The 15,972-nt window shown below is 44.6% G+C and carries 17 protein-coding genes and 1 pseudogene; 5 read left to right on the top strand and 13 right to left on the bottom strand.

Annotation, left to right across the window (positions count from 1 at the left end; all coding sequences use genetic code 11):
- Positions 1-3: 3 nt before the first annotated feature.
- Positions 4-606 (bottom strand): ubiquinol-cytochrome c reductase iron-sulfur subunit, encoded by a 603-nt coding sequence (gene petA / locus FD974_RS00635; RefSeq protein WP_215364867.1) that lies wholly within the window; start codon positions 604-606, stop codon positions 4-6.
- A gap of 137 nt (positions 607-743) precedes the next feature.
- On the opposite strand from petA, the gene mscL reads away from it, so the two are divergent.
- From mscL to FD974_RS00620, 3 genes are all read left to right on the top strand, one after another.
- On the top strand, positions 744-1,166 hold the full coding sequence (gene mscL, locus FD974_RS00630) for a large conductance mechanosensitive channel protein MscL (protein WP_215364864.1): 423 nt from the start codon (positions 744-746) through the stop codon (positions 1,164-1,166).
- Between the two features lie 21 nt (positions 1,167-1,187).
- Positions 1,188-2,357, top strand: coding sequence for a Do family serine endopeptidase (locus FD974_RS00625; RefSeq protein ID WP_215364861.1), 1,170 nt, complete (start codon positions 1,188-1,190; stop codon positions 2,355-2,357).
- A 69-nt stretch (positions 2,358-2,426) separates the two neighbouring features.
- Positions 2,427-4,715, top strand: coding sequence for a tetratricopeptide repeat protein (locus tag FD974_RS00620; RefSeq protein WP_215364859.1), 2,289 nt, complete (start codon positions 2,427-2,429; stop codon positions 4,713-4,715).
- A gap of 82 nt (positions 4,716-4,797) precedes the next feature.
- Here the strand turns inward: FD974_RS00620 and FD974_RS00615 are convergent, their stop codons facing one another.
- Entirely contained in the window at positions 4,798-6,021 is a 1,224-nt protein-coding gene (locus FD974_RS00615; RefSeq protein ID WP_215364857.1) for a porin, read from the bottom strand.
- A 208-nt stretch (positions 6,022-6,229) separates the two neighbouring features.
- Here FD974_RS00615 and FD974_RS00610 point away from each other — a divergent pair, with 208 nt between their 5' ends.
- The gene (locus tag FD974_RS00610) at positions 6,230-7,684 is read left to right on the top strand and encodes a tetratricopeptide repeat protein (protein WP_215364855.1); all 1,455 of its coding nucleotides are present in this window, start codon (positions 6,230-6,232) and stop codon (positions 7,682-7,684) included.
- Here FD974_RS00610 and tatC read toward each other — a convergent pair.
- From tatC to hisB, 10 genes and pseudogenes are all read right to left on the bottom strand, one after another.
- The gene (tatC, locus tag FD974_RS00605) at positions 7,669-8,463 is read right to left on the bottom strand and encodes a twin-arginine translocase subunit TatC (protein WP_215364852.1); all 795 of its coding nucleotides are present in this window, start codon (positions 8,461-8,463) and stop codon (positions 7,669-7,671) included. The two genes, FD974_RS00610 and tatC, sit on opposite strands and share 16 nt — an antisense overlap.
- A gap of 36 nt (positions 8,464-8,499) precedes the next feature.
- On the bottom strand, positions 8,500-8,976 hold the full coding sequence (gene tatB, locus FD974_RS00600; protein WP_215364848.1) for a Sec-independent protein translocase protein TatB: 477 nt from the start codon (positions 8,974-8,976) through the stop codon (positions 8,500-8,502).
- 53 nt (positions 8,977-9,029) lie between these two features.
- Positions 9,030-9,263: a Sec-independent protein translocase subunit TatA gene (gene tatA, locus FD974_RS00595; RefSeq protein WP_215366469.1), complete on the bottom strand. Its 234-nt coding sequence runs from the start codon at positions 9,261-9,263 to the stop codon at positions 9,030-9,032.
- Between the two features lie 16 nt (positions 9,264-9,279).
- Entirely contained in the window at positions 9,280-9,636 is a 357-nt protein-coding gene (locus FD974_RS00590; RefSeq protein ID WP_215364845.1) for a histidine triad nucleotide-binding protein, read from the bottom strand.
- 3 nt (positions 9,637-9,639) lie between these two features.
- Entirely contained in the window at positions 9,640-10,041 is a 402-nt protein-coding gene (locus tag FD974_RS00585; RefSeq protein WP_215364842.1) for a phosphoribosyl-ATP diphosphatase, read from the bottom strand.
- A gap of 89 nt (positions 10,042-10,130) precedes the next feature.
- A pseudogene (gene hisI / locus FD974_RS00580) lies at positions 10,131-10,487 on the bottom strand (phosphoribosyl-AMP cyclohydrolase); the annotation flags it as partial.
- A gap of 32 nt (positions 10,488-10,519) precedes the next feature.
- Entirely contained in the window at positions 10,520-11,278 is a 759-nt protein-coding gene (hisF, locus tag FD974_RS00575; protein WP_215364836.1) for an imidazole glycerol phosphate synthase subunit HisF, read from the bottom strand.
- An 11-nt stretch (positions 11,279-11,289) separates the two neighbouring features.
- On the bottom strand, positions 11,290-12,051 hold the full coding sequence (gene hisA, locus FD974_RS00570; protein WP_215364834.1) for a 1-(5-phosphoribosyl)-5-[(5-phosphoribosylamino)methylideneamino]imidazole-4-carboxamide isomerase: 762 nt from the start codon (positions 12,049-12,051) through the stop codon (positions 11,290-11,292).
- A gap of 19 nt (positions 12,052-12,070) precedes the next feature.
- A complete protein-coding gene (gene hisH / locus FD974_RS00565) occupies positions 12,071-12,733 on the bottom strand; it encodes an imidazole glycerol phosphate synthase subunit HisH (RefSeq protein ID WP_215364832.1) in 663 nt (220 codons plus the stop codon).
- A 69-nt stretch (positions 12,734-12,802) separates the two neighbouring features.
- Positions 12,803-13,390, bottom strand: coding sequence for an imidazoleglycerol-phosphate dehydratase HisB (hisB, locus tag FD974_RS00560; RefSeq protein ID WP_062307133.1), 588 nt, complete (start codon positions 13,388-13,390; stop codon positions 12,803-12,805).
- 133 nt (positions 13,391-13,523) lie between these two features.
- On the opposite strand from hisB, the gene hisC reads away from it, so the two are divergent.
- Positions 13,524-14,597, top strand: coding sequence for a histidinol-phosphate transaminase (gene hisC, locus FD974_RS00555; protein WP_215364830.1), 1,074 nt, complete (start codon positions 13,524-13,526; stop codon positions 14,595-14,597).
- Between the two features lie 44 nt (positions 14,598-14,641).
- Here the strand turns inward: hisC and hisD are convergent, their stop codons facing one another.
- On the bottom strand, positions 14,642-15,961 hold the full coding sequence (gene hisD / locus FD974_RS00550) for a histidinol dehydrogenase (RefSeq protein ID WP_215364827.1): 1,320 nt from the start codon (positions 15,959-15,961) through the stop codon (positions 14,642-14,644).
- Positions 15,962-15,972: the final 11 nt, after the last annotated feature.

The raw sequence follows: 15,972 nt of genomic DNA, 5'->3' as shown, positions 1-15,972 counted from the left end.
TCCTTAGGCCTTCTTGTCTTCGCCAACCAGAATCTTGGTGTCGCTCAAATACATATGTGGCGGTACTTCCATATTGTCTGGGGCTGGTTTGTTCTTAAATACACGGCCTGCCATGTCAAATGTGGAGCCATGGCATGGACACAAGAAGCCGCCTGGCCAATCATTTGGCAAAGAAGGCTGAGGACCCGCTTCAAACTTAGTGGTTGGTGAACAGCCCAAGTGAGTGCAAATACCAACAACTACGAGATATTCAGGCTTAATAGAGCGCCATTGATTTTGGGCATATGGAGGTGTGAACTGGGCAGGATCTCTTAAGGAATCAGGGTCAGCAAGCTCAGAGTCAATTTTAGAGAGTTCAGCCACCTGCTCAGGAGTGCGACGAACAACCCAAACAGGCTTACCGCGCCACTCCACCATGCGCATCTCGTCTGGCTTCATACCAGCAATATCAATCTCTACAGCAGCACCAGCGGCCTTAGCACGCTCAGAAGGCTGAAAACTGTCTACAAACGGATAAATGGCTGCAGCAGCACCAACGCCGCCAACCGCTGAAGTAGCGATTAACCAATTACGACGATCCTTATCCATACAGGGCTTGTCACTCATTTACTAAATTCCTCGGAAGAGCATTTATGGGTGGAAATTGCTTAAAGGTAAGATTTTAAAGTAAAAAGTAGGGTATGCAAGTAAGTTATGGGGTTAATCTCGGGTTAATCTTCATCTAGATCAAAAGAAAGGTGTTTATGTCAGTTTTAAAGGAATTTCGGGACTTTGCCGTCAAAGGAAATGTGATTGATTTAGCGGTTGGCGTGATCATTGGCGGGGCTTTTGGGAAAATCGTCGATTCTCTAGTCAATGACATTGTGATGCCCGTTATTTCGACCCTTTTAGGGGGTCATATTGACTTTAGTAACCTATTTTTAGTGCTTGGCAGCGTTCCAGAGGGTGTTCCAAGGACCTTTGATGCCCTAAAAAAGGCTGGGGTCCCCCTCTTTGCCTACGGCAACTTCATCACCATTTCAATTAATTTCATCCTTTTGGCTTTTGTGATCTTTCAAATGGTCAAAATCGTGAACCGAGTCAGAGCCATGGATGCGCCACCAGCACCCCCAACCCCAGAAGATATTGTCCTCTTACGGGAAATTCGTGACAGCCTCAAGAAGTAAGCTCTTTCCTTAAGGACAACGATGCTCCATCGACTTTGGCTCCTATTTGCACAACTAGTCACGGTTATATTGGCTGTATGGTTAGTTGTAGCAACCCTTAAGCCTAGCTGGCTTGGTGGAGCGCAAATCAATTCATTTGTAGAGAAAGTTTCCCTAAGAGAATCTCTTAATGATGGCAGGCTTAGCCCGGGGTCTTACCATGAAGCGGTTAGAGACTCGATGCCCGCAGTGGTCAATATATTCACCAGCAAAGCAGTGTCAAGCACCAAGTCAAAAAGGAATGGCAATTCAAATGCACCGGACCCATTCTTTAATTTCTTTTTTGGTGAAAAGCCGCCCAAGGAAGATCCACGATCCAACCTAGGCTCAGGCGTTCTTGTAAGTCCAGAAGGCATCATCCTAACTAACCATCATGTCATTAGTGATGCAGATGAAATTGATATTGCCCTAGCTGATGGTCGCAAGTTCAAAGCTCAACTGATTGGCAGCGATCCAGATACCGATATTGCCGTGCTAAAGATTGAAGCTAAACAGCTACCCAATCCCATTACCTTTGGTCAAATTGAATCCGTGCATGTGGGCGATGTTGTGCTTGCCATTGGTAATCCCTTCGGCGTTGGGCAAACCGTCACCTCAGGAATTGTTTCTGCATTAGGCAGAGATCATGTAGGCATCAATACTTTTGAAAACTTTATTCAAACTGATGCTGCAATTAACCCCGGCAATTCTGGAGGGGCGCTAATTGATACTCGAGGTAGTCTCATTGGCATTAATACTGCAATCTACTCTAATAATGGTGGATCGATGGGGATTGGTTTTGCTATCCCCGTCAATCTAGCAAAACAAGTTATGGAATCAATACTGACAAATGGCACTGTTACTCGTGGCTGGATTGGCGTTGAGCCCCAAAATATCACGAAGGATTTAGCTCAGTCTCTAAACTTTCCAACCAGCGTTTCTGGAGTGCTCATAGCAGGTGTGCTTGAAGGGGGTCCAGCAGATCGAGGGGGCATCAAACCCGGGGATGTACTAATAAAGATTAATGGGCAAGACATCCATGATGTTAGGCAACTCTTAAATCAAGTTGCCCAACAAAAACCAGGTGATGAAATAACAATTGATATTCTTCGTAAAAGCAAAAAATTTTCACAAGTGGTTAAGGTCGGAAAAAGACCGAAACCTAAATTCTAGGTAATTTAGTGTATCCAATTTACATTTCATTACACAAAGTAGTTATCCAAAATTTGAGTACCTTAATCTATGAATCCTAAAGTTCAAGTCCTCATCGGAGAGGCGGTAAGCCTCTTTCAAAATGGGCTAGTCAATGAAGCCGAATTTTCACTTCTTCAAGTGCTCAAAATTCAGAAAAATAACTTGCCCGCCCTAGAGATATTAGGCCTCATTAAAGCTTCAACAGGAAGTCATTCTGAAGCCATTCACTACCTCAAAAAGGCAGTGCAGATTAACGCAAATAACGCCTCCACTCAATACAATCTAGCGAAGGTTCTGAGCGAATCAAGTGCACACCTGGCATCGCTTCCTCATCATGAAAAAGCAACAAAGCTAGCCCCAGAAAACTTAGATGCGTGGATAAACTACGGCAAATCACTATCCGCCGTGGGTAAAATTAGAGAGGCTGTTCTAGCTTTTGATAAAGCTCTTTTAATTAACCCAAACAAAATTGAGGTAATTCTCAACAAAGCAATCGCCTTAAGAGGGCTTGGTTTATATGCTGACTCAATATCTGCGTTTGACATCATACTTAACCAACAACCTGGGCATTACCTCGCCCTGCTCAATAAGGGTATCACATTAGTTCATAAAAAATCTTACGACGAGGGGATAGCTTGTTTAGATGAAGCCATTGCCATTAGCCCTCAAGATGCTTCACCGCTAATTTATAAAGGGCTAGCTTTATATGAAAGAAAGTTATACCAAGATGCACTGTCTGTATCACTTTCTGCGTTTAACTTGGAGCCGAATTCGCCCGACATCTTGCTGAATATTGGCAGTATTTTTAATGAATTAAAGCAGTACCACGAAGCAATTGCTTACTTTGACAAGGCAATTGAATTAGATCCAAACTATGCTGAAGCCTATTTTAATAAGGGATTAGCGCTCTCTGAAATTAAAGACTATGAGCACTCCTTAGAGTCCTACAACAAAGCCTTTGCGATTAATCCAAATATTGAATTTTTGATCGGCTCAAGGTTGCGAATGAAAATGGAGCTGGGTGACTGGTCCAATATTGTTAATGAAATCTCGGCTCTAGCGCTTGCATTATCTGAAAATAAAAAAGTGATAGCCCCGTTTGCACTAATGCCTCTGATTGATTCTCCATCATTACAGCTACAAGCTGCAAAAATTTGGGCCTCAACAAGTAATCATATTGAAGAACTAACAAATAAACCGACGATCATTGGCAATGACGACAATAAAATTAGATTAGCGTATTTTTCTGCAGACTTTAAAAATCACCCCGTTGCGCACCTTACATCTGAACTCTTTGAGCTTCACAACAGGGATAAATTTGAGGTCTATGGCATTTCTCTTGAAAAGGCTAATCCAGATGACTCAATACGCCAGAGATTAATGCAAGCATTTGATCACTTCATTGAACTTGAGGATAAATCCGATCAAGAGATTGCCAAATATTGCAAAGAGTTGGGGATAGATATTGCGATTGATTTGGGCGGGTATACCAAATCTGCTAGGCCCGATATCTTTAAATATAGGGTCGCTCCAATACAAGTGAATTATCTCGGCTTTCCGGGTAGCCTTGGATCATCTTCGTTTGATTACATCATTGCCGACAAAGTAGTCATTCCTGAATCGGCAAAAAATTTCTATACTGAAAAAGTGGCTTACTTACCCCACAGCTATATGGTAGATGACTCAAAACGTCTACCGTCTGACAGCATCAAATCAAGAAGTGAGTTTGATCTACCGGAAGATGCCTTCATTTACTGCTGCTTTAATAATAGCTATAAATTTAATAAGCCAATGATTGAGAGCTGGTCGCGCATCTTGCACCAAGTCAACAATAGCGCGCTTTGGCTATCTGAAAATACTGCTCCGTTTAGAAAGAATTTGATTTCTGAGTTCCAAAAATTGGGCATTGAGTCATCTCGAATTATCTTTGCCGAGCGGCTTGAAAGTATCTCAGATCACTTGGCGAGACATCGTTTAGCTGACTTATTCCTTGACACCCTTCCATTTAATGCTCACACAACTGCTATTGACGCATTGAAATCTGGATTGCCCCTGCTTACCACTCTAGGTAATAGCTTTCCAGCAAGAGTTGCAGGAAGTCTTTTAACGACTCTAGGTATGCCTGAGCTCATTGCCAAGGATGCAATAGAGTATGAAGATATTGCTGTTGAACTTGGCAATAATCTAAGCAAATTAGATGATTTGAAGTTGCAACTATCCTCCAATATCAAAACCTCACCCCTATTCAATACAAAGTTATTTACTTCTAATATTGAAGCTTTATACACACACATGCATTCCATATACCGAAATAATCAACCTCCGGATCACATTTGATTTTCGGGCGCCCCATAAAAAAACCACCCCGAAGGGTGGTTTTTCTAATCCTAAAAATTGACTAGCTCACGCTAGCGTCAAATTAGAAAGTGTGACGTACGCCAACTGCGTAGTTGTTAGCACCAACACTTGGCTGTGTTGCCAATGTAGAGCTAGACTGCTGTGTTGAACCAAAAATTGCATACAAGTTTGTACGCTTGCTCAACCAGTAGTTTGAACCCAACTGGTAACCAGTGAAGTTAACTGTTGGAGTGCTTGCACCGAATGAATCGAAGCGACCTGTACCACCTGATGCCCAAGCTTCAATTTTTGGAGTAATGAAACTACGAACACCGATCTGCTGAGCAGTACGTGACACAAAGTTGTTGCTGTTAAACTGGTCAGTAGCCTTACGGTTAATGTACTGTGCGTATGCTTTCAAGATACCAAAATCGTATGTAGCAGCAATATAGAATTGGTTATCACGAACGTTTGTACCACCAGCTGCACCAGACCAAACTGCTGACTTGTTCAATGTAGAAGAAGTAACAGTTACAGCGCCGTTAGAAGCATAAGATGCTGGAGAGTAAACAGTTGCTGAACCATCTTGACGTGAATTCATAGCTTGGTAGTTAGCCGTTGCCAAGAGTTTTTTCCATGTGTAGTCAACACCAAGCGCCCAACCGTTTTGGTTGTTAGTACCGCCGCTTGAAGAGCTAGCAACTGTTGTATTTTGGTTATTAGCTGTGTAGGTTGCCTTTGCAACGAAACCAGCTATGTTAGGAGACATGTAACGAACTGTGTTTGATGCACGGATTGTGTATGCATCTGTATTGCTATTGGTGGCAAACTGTCCAACACCAGCGTTACCGTTATTTGCAGGAGCGATTGGGTAGATCAAGTCACCAACCATGTTGTTTTGCTGACCAGCATCGGTCTTAGCAACAGCCTCATGAATTGGCAAGTACTGAGTACCGATAGAAATCATACCCATTTTCTTGTCATTTAAACCAACAAACGCTTGACGAGTGTTGAATGTAGACAATGTTGCGTTATCTGGCTGAAGGCCTGTCTCAAATGTGAAAACTGCAGACATACCGCCGCCCAAATCTTCAGAACCTTTGAAACCTAAACGGCTTGTAGATTCAGCAGATTGACCAATGGTGTTGTAAGTACCTTTAGTAGTTGCACCCGAAGAAGTTGCACTACGTACATTACCGCCGATATAACCAGCATCGATAATACCGTATACAGTCACTGATGACTGAGCTTGAGCTGCACCAGCAAACGCTGTTACCGCTGCAATTGCGAATAGCGATTTTTTCATTCTTTAAATCTCCATAAATTGAAAGTAATGCCCGAATAAAACTGGGACCTATGAATTTTGCTTGTTTTGCCCCGTGAGACTGGTGGTAAGGGTATTTAGGAGATCTTTTTGCTTGTCAAAAGGCAGTTTTTTGGCTTTCTTCGTTGTATCAGGGCAACAAGGACTTTGTTTTCTGTCTTTTTATGCTCTGGAATGCCAAAATTGTCATATGGCAAGCCGTGAATTCTTAAAAATCCTCCAATCTGCCCGAATGGGTGATGTATCCGCACAACAAAATTTGGCTTCCGCTTATTTGAATGGGGCATTTAAAACCCCCGTTCAACCTGCTAACGCCTTGATTTGGCTAGAGAAATCATACTTATCTCTTCAAAATCAAATAGTTAGTTCATTTAGCTCAAGTGATGCTGAAGTTTATTCAGATCATGTCACCGCCCCGGAAATATTGGAGATTTTTAAACAAATTTCCATAGTTCCCTTGGAGGCAACCCTCCATTCACCAGCCTTTAATTTTGGCTGGGATACTTTTTGGAAAGTTGCCCGCATCAATGTTGAATCTAGCGTTGGGGCTCAATGGCAACTCGCGCAGATGTTGCTTGATCCCAATAAAAAAGAATTGCAATCTGAGCTTGAGACTTGGTTATCCAAAAAAGATGATGGTAGCGATTTGGTCTCGCTGCAAAAAACCGCTAAGGAGTTTTTAGTTGGGCTAGCTCAATCTGAAAATCCATTTACGCCCAGCGCAAAAGAACTACTGATTCAATTACAGCCAAAAGATGAGGCACTTTCTTCACTTTGGAATGCTTGGGTGTCCAATCAAAATGAAGTTGCTTTAGTGCAAGCGGCAGAAATGGGCCTGACGATTGCCAAACTCACCTTGGGATTAAGGCTCGCGCAGTTTGATGGCACTACCGATAGCCGTGCAGGCAAATCGAATGCCTCTTTAAAAAAAGCGGCTTACTGGTTAGAGTTAGCTGCAAAAGATGGCGATCGGGATGCCTGGTTTGCCCTTGGTGAGATCTACCGACGCCCACAGTTCTCAGGCTATAACGCCGCTGAGAGTGATCGCTGTTTTGATCGTGCAGCTGACTTGGGTCATGCCCAGGCTCAATTTAGACGGGGTGCTAATTTATGGCGTAAGCGTGAAAAAGTTGAAGAAAAGATTCGTGGACTACAAGCTTCTTATTGGATTTGGCAGGCTCAACAGCAAGGCGTGACAGAAGCGAAAGAATTGCTTGGGAAAATTTTAGAAAATACTTCAGATCCAAAAGTTAATGATTGGTATGCCTTAGCAAGCTATGCTGAGAAAGCAATAAACCATCATACAGAATACAAACTCGAAAAAGAGTGGATCCTACTTTGTCACCGACTTATCATCGCCAACCAATTTAACCTGAGCAAAGCTGAACTATTGTTATGTGAGGTTGGCGAGCTACAGCACGAACATTGTGTGGTGGTAGACATTCGTCATGAATTACCAAAAATCTTGCCTAGACTCATTCAGATTGATACGACCCAACAACGCCGAGCACTATTAGCAGCTGGTAAGGCATTTGCAGGAAGCGATTTAGATCAAGAGGGGAATTTAAGGCAGAGACGCTATCGTTTTGATCGCGTCTCTGAGTGGCTAAATGCCACCTTTGCACAAGATCAGGCTGTTGCCTGAGGATCAGTATCACCAGCAGTTGCCTCATCCGCGGCTGGCTTAGGCTCATAAAACCGAGCGATTAGCAGCCCTAACTCATAAAGCAAAATCATCGGGATGGCGAGCAATAACTGAGAGAGCACATCTGGAGGCGTGACAATTGCAGCAACCACAAAGGCGCCCACAATCACATAGGGGCGAATCTCTTTAAGTTTTGCCAGCGAAACCATTCCCATGCGCACCAGAACAACTACGACTACTGGCACCTCGAAAGTAATACCGAAAGCAAGGAAGGTATTCATAGCAAAGCCAAGATATTTATCAATATCAGTCGACATCTCCGCACCCAAAGGTGCGTTATAGCTAGCCATGAACTCAAATACGGTTGGAAAGACGAGGAAGTAGGCAAAAGCCATACCGCAAATAAACAGGCTATAACTACTAACAACCAAAGGAAGGATTAATTTGCGCTCATGTTGATACAGTCCTGGAGCGATAAACGCCCATAACTGATACATCACTACTGGAAGTGCAATTAAGAAAGCAACCAACATCGTTACTTTCATCGGAACAAAGAAAGAGCCTGTCACATCCGTAACAATCATCTTGCCGCCAGAGGGCAGGGCTTGCAATAAGGGCTGCGAAAACAAATGGAAAATATCGGGTGCCCAATACACCAAGCTAACAAAAACAATGATGATGGCTATTGCTGACTTAATGACGCGATCACGCAGCTCATACAAATGAGACAAGAAAGATTCTTGTAAACCTGAATCTCCGGCGGAATTATTTTGCGTCATCGAGATATTGTTTTAATTTACTTTAACTACTATTAATTACTTACCGGCACTGTGATGAAAACGTTTCATGCGTGCAGCGCCAGATTGCACTTTGGTACGCATCCCCGTTGAGCGCTTGTACCAAATAGGTCTTGCCGCGCGCCGTACACCCCAACTCTTGCGACCCTGACGTAAAGATTTACTCAATACTTCTTTTTCATCCAAGGGGGCTCTTGTATATAAATCGAGATTCGTATCAGCCTGATCACTTAAGTGTGTGCCGGCCTCTTGAACAGTCGACTGAATACTATTTTCGACATCCTTGAATGCCGACATGCTCTCTTCACGAATCTTCTTGAACTCTTCGACTTCCATTTGGCGACTGACTTCTGATTTCACATCAGCCATATAGCGTTGAGCGCGACCGAATAAGTTGCCCGCCATACGAGCAACTTTTGGTAAACGCTCTGGCCCGACAACCACGAGTGCAACAACAGCAATCAGGGCAAGCTTAGATACACCAAGATCAATCATGAAAGAAGCGATGCATAGTCAAATGCTTGAGGTATATGCATCAAGATCAGCAATTACTTATTTACATCTTTAGCATGCACATCCACAGTCTTATCTGCAGCAGCTGATGCTGTTTGTGCAATCTGCTCTTTGGATTCTTCGCCAGCTTCAGGTGCTTTCATGCCATCTTTGAAACCTTTGACGGCACCACCTAAGTCAGTACCAATATTACGTAATTTTTTGGTACCGAATACCAACATCACGATTACCAAAACAATCAACCAATGCCAAATGCTAAATGAACCCATCATCAATCTCCTTGGACTATTTTTTCCAGGGGCGCGGACCGCCCATCACATGCAAATGCAAGTGATAAACCTCTTGCCCTCCATCTGCACCATTATTTACCTGTAACTTAAAACCACCCTCTTTTCCTGGGCGACAACCTTGTTCCTTGGCAAGACGTGGTGCTAACTCCATCATTCTACCTAGCAATGGCGCATCACTGCTATCAGCAGATTCCAGCATAGGGATATGTTTTTTGGGAATGATCAAGAAATGCACTGGTGCAGCTGGGTTTATATCCTTAAAAGCATAGATTTCTTCATCCTCATAGACCTTTTGAGACGGGATAGACCCTTGAGAAATCTTACAAAACAGGCAATTTGGATCGTGAGACATCAATTACTCCTGATTAGCTGCCTTGCGGGCAGCCTTTTCCTCTATTCCTGAGGTGCCAAGACGACGCTCTAACTCAGCAATAACGTCTTCTGGGCGAAGACCAAACTGGGATAGGGCAATTAAGCAATGAAACCAAAGGTCAGCCATCTCTCCAATTAAGAGTTTTTGCTGTTCTGGCGCTAGATTGGCATTTCGAGCATCCTTGGCAGCCATTACTGCTTCGGTCGCCTCCTCGCCAATTTTCTTCAAAATCCCGTCATCGCCCTTAGAAAACAGGAGCGCCGTATAGGAGGTTTTGGGATCAGCTTGACCAGCTTTAAAGGCATCGCGACGCTGATCCACCACATTAGCCAAATGGCTTAAGGCGGAATCTATATTGGCAGGCTTATTTGCTGGACTTGTCATGGAGTGATTTTATGTCTTTTGTTAGCAAAGAGACTAAGAAAGGTTTATTGATGACCTTTTGACTCATCAACCCATGCGGATTTTGCACAATCCCACCTCTGAAAGAAGCAGCTGTGCTCCCCTGTATGACAAGCAATCCCATCCTTTTGTTCAACCAAGAGAACAATCGTATCGCCATCGCAATCCAGGCGGATCTCCTTGACCTTTTGAGTATGGCCAGACTCTTCACCCTTGTGCCACAGCTTCTGTCTTGAGCGAGTCCAATACACCGCTTCGCCTAAACGCAAAGTGGCCAATAGGGCATCTTTATTCATCCAGGCCATCATCAAAATGTCCTTACTACCCTCTTCTTGAGCAATTACCGGCACTAAACCTTGCTCATTCCAAGTGATGGCATCAAGCCAAGGGCCCGCTTCTAAACTTTTGTTTGGAGTGAATACGCTCATTGACATCTTCTTTGACTGTGCTCTATTGCACTTTAAATCCGAACAGGAATTCCTTGGCTAGCCATATATTCTTTCGCTTGGACCACCGTAAATTCACCATAGTGAAAAATACTGGCAGCCAGGACTGCATCAGCATGACCCTTGGTAATACCATCGACTAAATGCTGTAAGTTACCAACGCCACCAGAGGCAATTACCGGAACACTCACTGCGTCACTAACTGCGGCAGTGAGTTCCAAATCAAATCCATCCTTACTGCCATCACGATTCATGCTCGTGAGTAATATTTCACCGGCGCCGCGCTGAGCAACTTCTGAGGCCCAGCTCACGACATCCATCCCGGTAGCAGTTCTGCCGCCATGAGTGAACACTTCCCAATTACCAGCAGTAGTTTTTTTGGCGTCGATTGCCACCACAATACATTGGGATCCATAGTACGCAGCCGCATCCGAAACCAAATCCGGATTCGCAACAGCGGAAGAATTCATGCTCACCTTATCAGCACCGGCATTGAGTAAACGCCGGACATCAGCCACCGCTCTGACTCCGCCGCCGACTGTTAAGGGAATAAACACTTGGGAGGCAACGTCCTCAATGATGTGCAATATCAAGTCACGACCATCTGAAGTCGCCGTGATATCCAAAAAGGTTAATTCATCAGCACCTTGCGTGTCATAGCGCTTAGCAATCTCGACTGGATCGCCAGCATCGCGCAGACCAACAAAGTTCACACCCTTAACAACGCGCCCTGCCGTAACATCAAGGCAAGGAATGATTCGTTTAGTTAACACTGATGGTCACTCTAGATATTTTTCTTGGCGAACTTGAGCGTTAACGCATCCGCATACTCTTGAGCTGCAGTCAAATCAAGATCACCAGCATAAATAGAGCGGCCTGCAATGACGCCCATAACGCCTTCTTCCTCAGCAGCACAAAGCGCCTCAATATCGTGATTGCTTGATAAGCCGCCGCTAGCAATCACTGGAATGCGAATAGATTGTGCTAACTTAATGGTTGCATCCATATTGACACCCTTGAGCATGCCATCACGCCCAATGTCGGTATAGATGATTGCCTCAACACCATAATCTTCAAATTTCTTGGCAAGATCTACCACTTCATGGCCGGTGATTTTGCTCCAACCATCCGTAGCCACTTTGCCATCGCGGGCATCTAAGCCCACCATGATGTGCCCAGGAAAAGCCGTGCATGCATCTTGTACAAAACCTGGACTCTTCACTGCGGCGGTACCAATAATCACCGTACTTATACCGTCATCCAATAAGCGTTCAATGGTTTCTAAGTCACGAATACCGCCACCGAGCTGCACCGGAATCTCATCGCCTACTGCTTTGAGAATCGATTTAATCGCAGATTCATTTTTAAGCTTGCCAGCAAATGCGCCATTCAAATCTACTAGATGCAGACGACGCGCCCCCTTACTAATCCAATGCGCCGCCATTGCACCAGGGTCTTCAGAAAAGACCGTAGCCTTATCCATATCACCTTGTTCGAGTCGAACACAGTGGCCGTCTTTTAAGTCAATCGCGGGAATCAGCAGCATAGTAGTACGTTAGAAAATATTAAGGTTGCCAAGAAACAAAATTTTTGTAGAGTCTTAATCCGTATTCTGCACTTTTTTCTGGATGAAACTGGGTTGCAAAAATGTTATCTCTTGCCAGAGCAGAAGTAAACCAATCACCATATTGAGTTGAGCCAGCAATATCTTCATTACGCTGCGGTACAACGTAATAACTGTGTACAAAATAGAAGCTAGTCATATCCGGAATGCCCTCCCAAATCGGATGCTTTCGATCTTGGCGTACTTGATTCCAACCCATATGGGGAACCTTATAGGCTGAACCATCAGCCTGCAATTGACCAGCCAGCTCAAAACGCCGTACTTCACCTGGAATTAATCCTAAACAGGTAGTCCAAGTGGCATTGTCTGCAGCCCTCACTTCAGCACTGCGATCAAGCAGCATTTGTTCTCCAACACAGACACCTAGTAAAGGTTTAATTTTTGCCGCATCTAACAAAGCTTCTAGTAAGCCTGACTCTTCTAAATGCTTCATGCAGTCAGGCATTGCACCTTGCCCTGGTAGCACGACGCGCTCAGCGGCAAGAATTTCCTCGGGCTTGCGCGCAATCAACACATTTGCATCAGGCGCCACATGATGAAAGGCTTGGTATACGGAACGCAAATTACCCATTCCATAATCAACGATCGCAATTGTTTGCGCCAACTCTTGACCTATATTCTTTAGTGTTTTTTGGCAGTCTTCTATCTTCTATAGATTGCTAGAGGATTCTTATTACAGACTACCCTTAGTAGAAGGAACAACACCTGACGCACGTGGATCAAGCTCTAGAGCCATGCGCAATGCACGGCCAAATGCCTTGAATACCGTTTCAATCTGATGATGGGCATTAATGCCACGTAGGTTATCAATATGTAAAGTCACCCCGGCGTGGTTAACAAAGCCGCGGAAAAACTCAATGCTGAGATCCACATCAAAATCACCAACACGCGCCCGTGTAAAAGGAACATTGAATTCCAAACCAGGCCGGCCCGAGAAATCAATCACCACGCGAGATAAAGTCTCATCTAAGGGGACATAAGAGTGACCGTAACGGGTAATGCCCGCTTTATCACCTACTGCTTTGGCAAACGCCTGGCCCAAAGTAATACCCACATCCTCAACAGTGTGATGATCATCGATATGCGTATCGCCCTTTGCGACTACTTTTAAGTCAATCATGCCGTGACGGGCAATTTGATCGAGCATATGATCTAAAAAGGGGACGCCAGAGGCTAGCTCAGCTTTCCCAGTGCCATCTAAATTGATAGCAATTTGAATTTTGGTTTCCGAAGTATTTCGGGTTACATCAGCTTGCCGCATGCTTGCGTGCGCCGCGAGGCGAAGTGTTGATTGAAGCCTCATAATATCATTCCTAATACCGATATAAATATCGACTTTGTCTCTTTCAATGTCGGTATTTAATAAATTTGCTGATTTTTGACTAGAGTCCCTCATGAGCCGTTTTTGGAGCCCCGTTGTTCACACCCTTACCCCCTATGTCCCAGGGGAGCAGCCGCAAATGGAGCGACTGGTCAAACTCAATACCAATGAAAGCCCCTACGGCCCTTCCCCAAAGGCACTAGCAGCCATAGCACAGCAAAATAATGATGATTTAAGGCTTTACCCAGATCCAGAGGGACTTGCTTTAAAGAAGGCAATCGCTCAATTGCACGGCTTAGATCCAAAACAGGTTTTTTTGGGAAATGGCTCGGATGAGGTTCTAGCCCACGTCTTCCTAGGTCTATTAAAACAAGCAAAGCCAGTCCAGTTTCCGGATATTTCCTATAGCTTTTACCCCGTTTACTGCAAGTTATTTGGGATTACTCATGAAGCGATCCCCTTAGGATCAGACTTTGAAATTCGTGTCAGTGACTTCACATTACCCAATGGCGGCATTATTTTCCCCAACCCCAATGCCCCAACCGGACGCGCGATTCCTCGCTCCGAAATTGAAAAATTACTCAAAATCAATACCGATTCGGTAGTAGTCATCGACGAAGCCTATGTCGACTACGGTACAGAGTCTTGTATTCCCCTCCTTCGTGGGGCAGTCTGCCCAGAAAACCTATTAGTAGTGCACACCCTCTCTAAATCAAGGGCATTGGCTGGCTTGCGCGTCGGTTTTGCGGTAGGCCATCCTGTGCTGATTGAAGGTTTAGAGCGCGTTAAGAATAGCTTTAACTCCTACCCCCTGGGACGTTTAGCCCAAGCTGGAGCCATTGCAGCGATTGAAGATCAGGCGCATCTTGAAACAAGCTCCGCAAAGGTGATTCAAACTCGCGAACGTCTGGTGAAAGAGCTAGCAACACTTGGCTTTGAAACTTTGCCTTCTTCAGCGAATTTTATTTTCACGCGCCACCCAAAGCATGCTGGTGGAAAGTTATATCAGGCCTTGCGCGATCGCGGAATTATCGTGCGGCACTTTACATCGTCACGTATTGAACAATTCTTGCGCATCACCATTGGCACGGACGATCAGTGCAATGAATTAATCCTAGCCTTGAAAGAAATTCTGGCTAGCAACTAAAACGCAATTCAATCAATTTTTTAGTATTGAATTTACTGAGGTATTTATTTTTTCAAGCGCATTTCAGCAGCTCGGGCGTGCGCAGTCAAACCTTCACCATGAGCGAGGGTGCTAGCTACGGCACCTAAAGTTTGTGCGCCTGCCTCACTCACTTCAATCATACTCGAGCGTTTAATAAAGTCATATACGCCCAGTGGGGATGAAAAGCGCGCTGTACGAGCTGTTGGCAAAACATGATTGGGTCCTGCGCAATAATCGCCCAAAGATTCGCTGGTGTAATTACCCATAAAAATCGCGCCCGCATGACGAATGAACTCCGCCCACTTACGTGGCTCGGTAGCGCAGATTTCTAAATGCTCTGCAGCAATCGCATTGGCAATCTCACAAGCCTCGCCCATATCGCTTACCTGAATCAATAAAGCACGATTAGCAAGCGATGCTTCAATCACTTTCTTTCTGGGCATCTCGGGCAATAGCTTGTTAATACTTTTTTGTACTTGCTCAATAAATTGCGCATCTGGGCAAAGCAAAATTGATTGCGCTAACTCATCATGCTCAGCTTGAGAAAATAAATCCATTGCAATCCAATCAGGATTACTTGAGCCGTCACATAAGATGAGAATTTCCGATGGGCCAGCGATCATGTCGATACCAACCGTGCCAAATACTCTGCGTTTAGCAGCTGCTACATAAGCATTACCTGGACCGACGATTTTATCGACGGGCGGAATGGTTTTAGTGCCATAGGCTAAAGCAGCAACTGCCTGTGCTCCACCAATCGTAAAGACTCGGTCAACCCCTGATAGAAAGGCGGCAGCCAGCACCAATGGGTTGCGCGCGCCATCCGGAGTAGGCACGACCATGATTACTTCACTCACCCCAGCGACTTTTGCGGGAATGGCATTCATGAGCACCGAGGATGGATAAGCCGCTTTACCACCAGGAACATAAATACCAACGCGGTCTAATGCTGTGACCTTTTGACCTAAGCGTGTGCCATCAGATTCTTCATACTCCCAAGAGTGGCAACCTGCCTCAATTTTCTGCTTCTCATGATATTCACGCACTCTTTGTGCGGCAATGTCCAAAGCATTTTTTTGCTCTGCCGATAAATCTATATACGCTTTTTCTAAATCCTGTTTAGAAATTTCCAGTTGCGCAACACTAGCAACATTTAAACGATCAAATTGTTTCGTGAAGTCCAGAACAGCGACATCACCCTCTTCTTTGACGCGCGATAGGATCTTAACTACTGCAGCATCAATCGCTGCATCATCAGCCATCGGCAAAGAAAGGCTGGCGAGCAAGGTTTCTTTAAACCCAGCATCTTTGCTATTGAGGCGTTTGATATTGACGGCTGACATGTTGATCTTCT

Source organism: Polynucleobacter sp. es-EL-1 (genome assembly GCF_018687975.1).
Taxonomy (GTDB): Bacteria; Pseudomonadota; Gammaproteobacteria; order Burkholderiales; family Burkholderiaceae; genus Polynucleobacter.
Note: the sequence above shows the minus strand (reverse complement) of the source record. Positions and strands in the feature narration are given on the sequence as shown.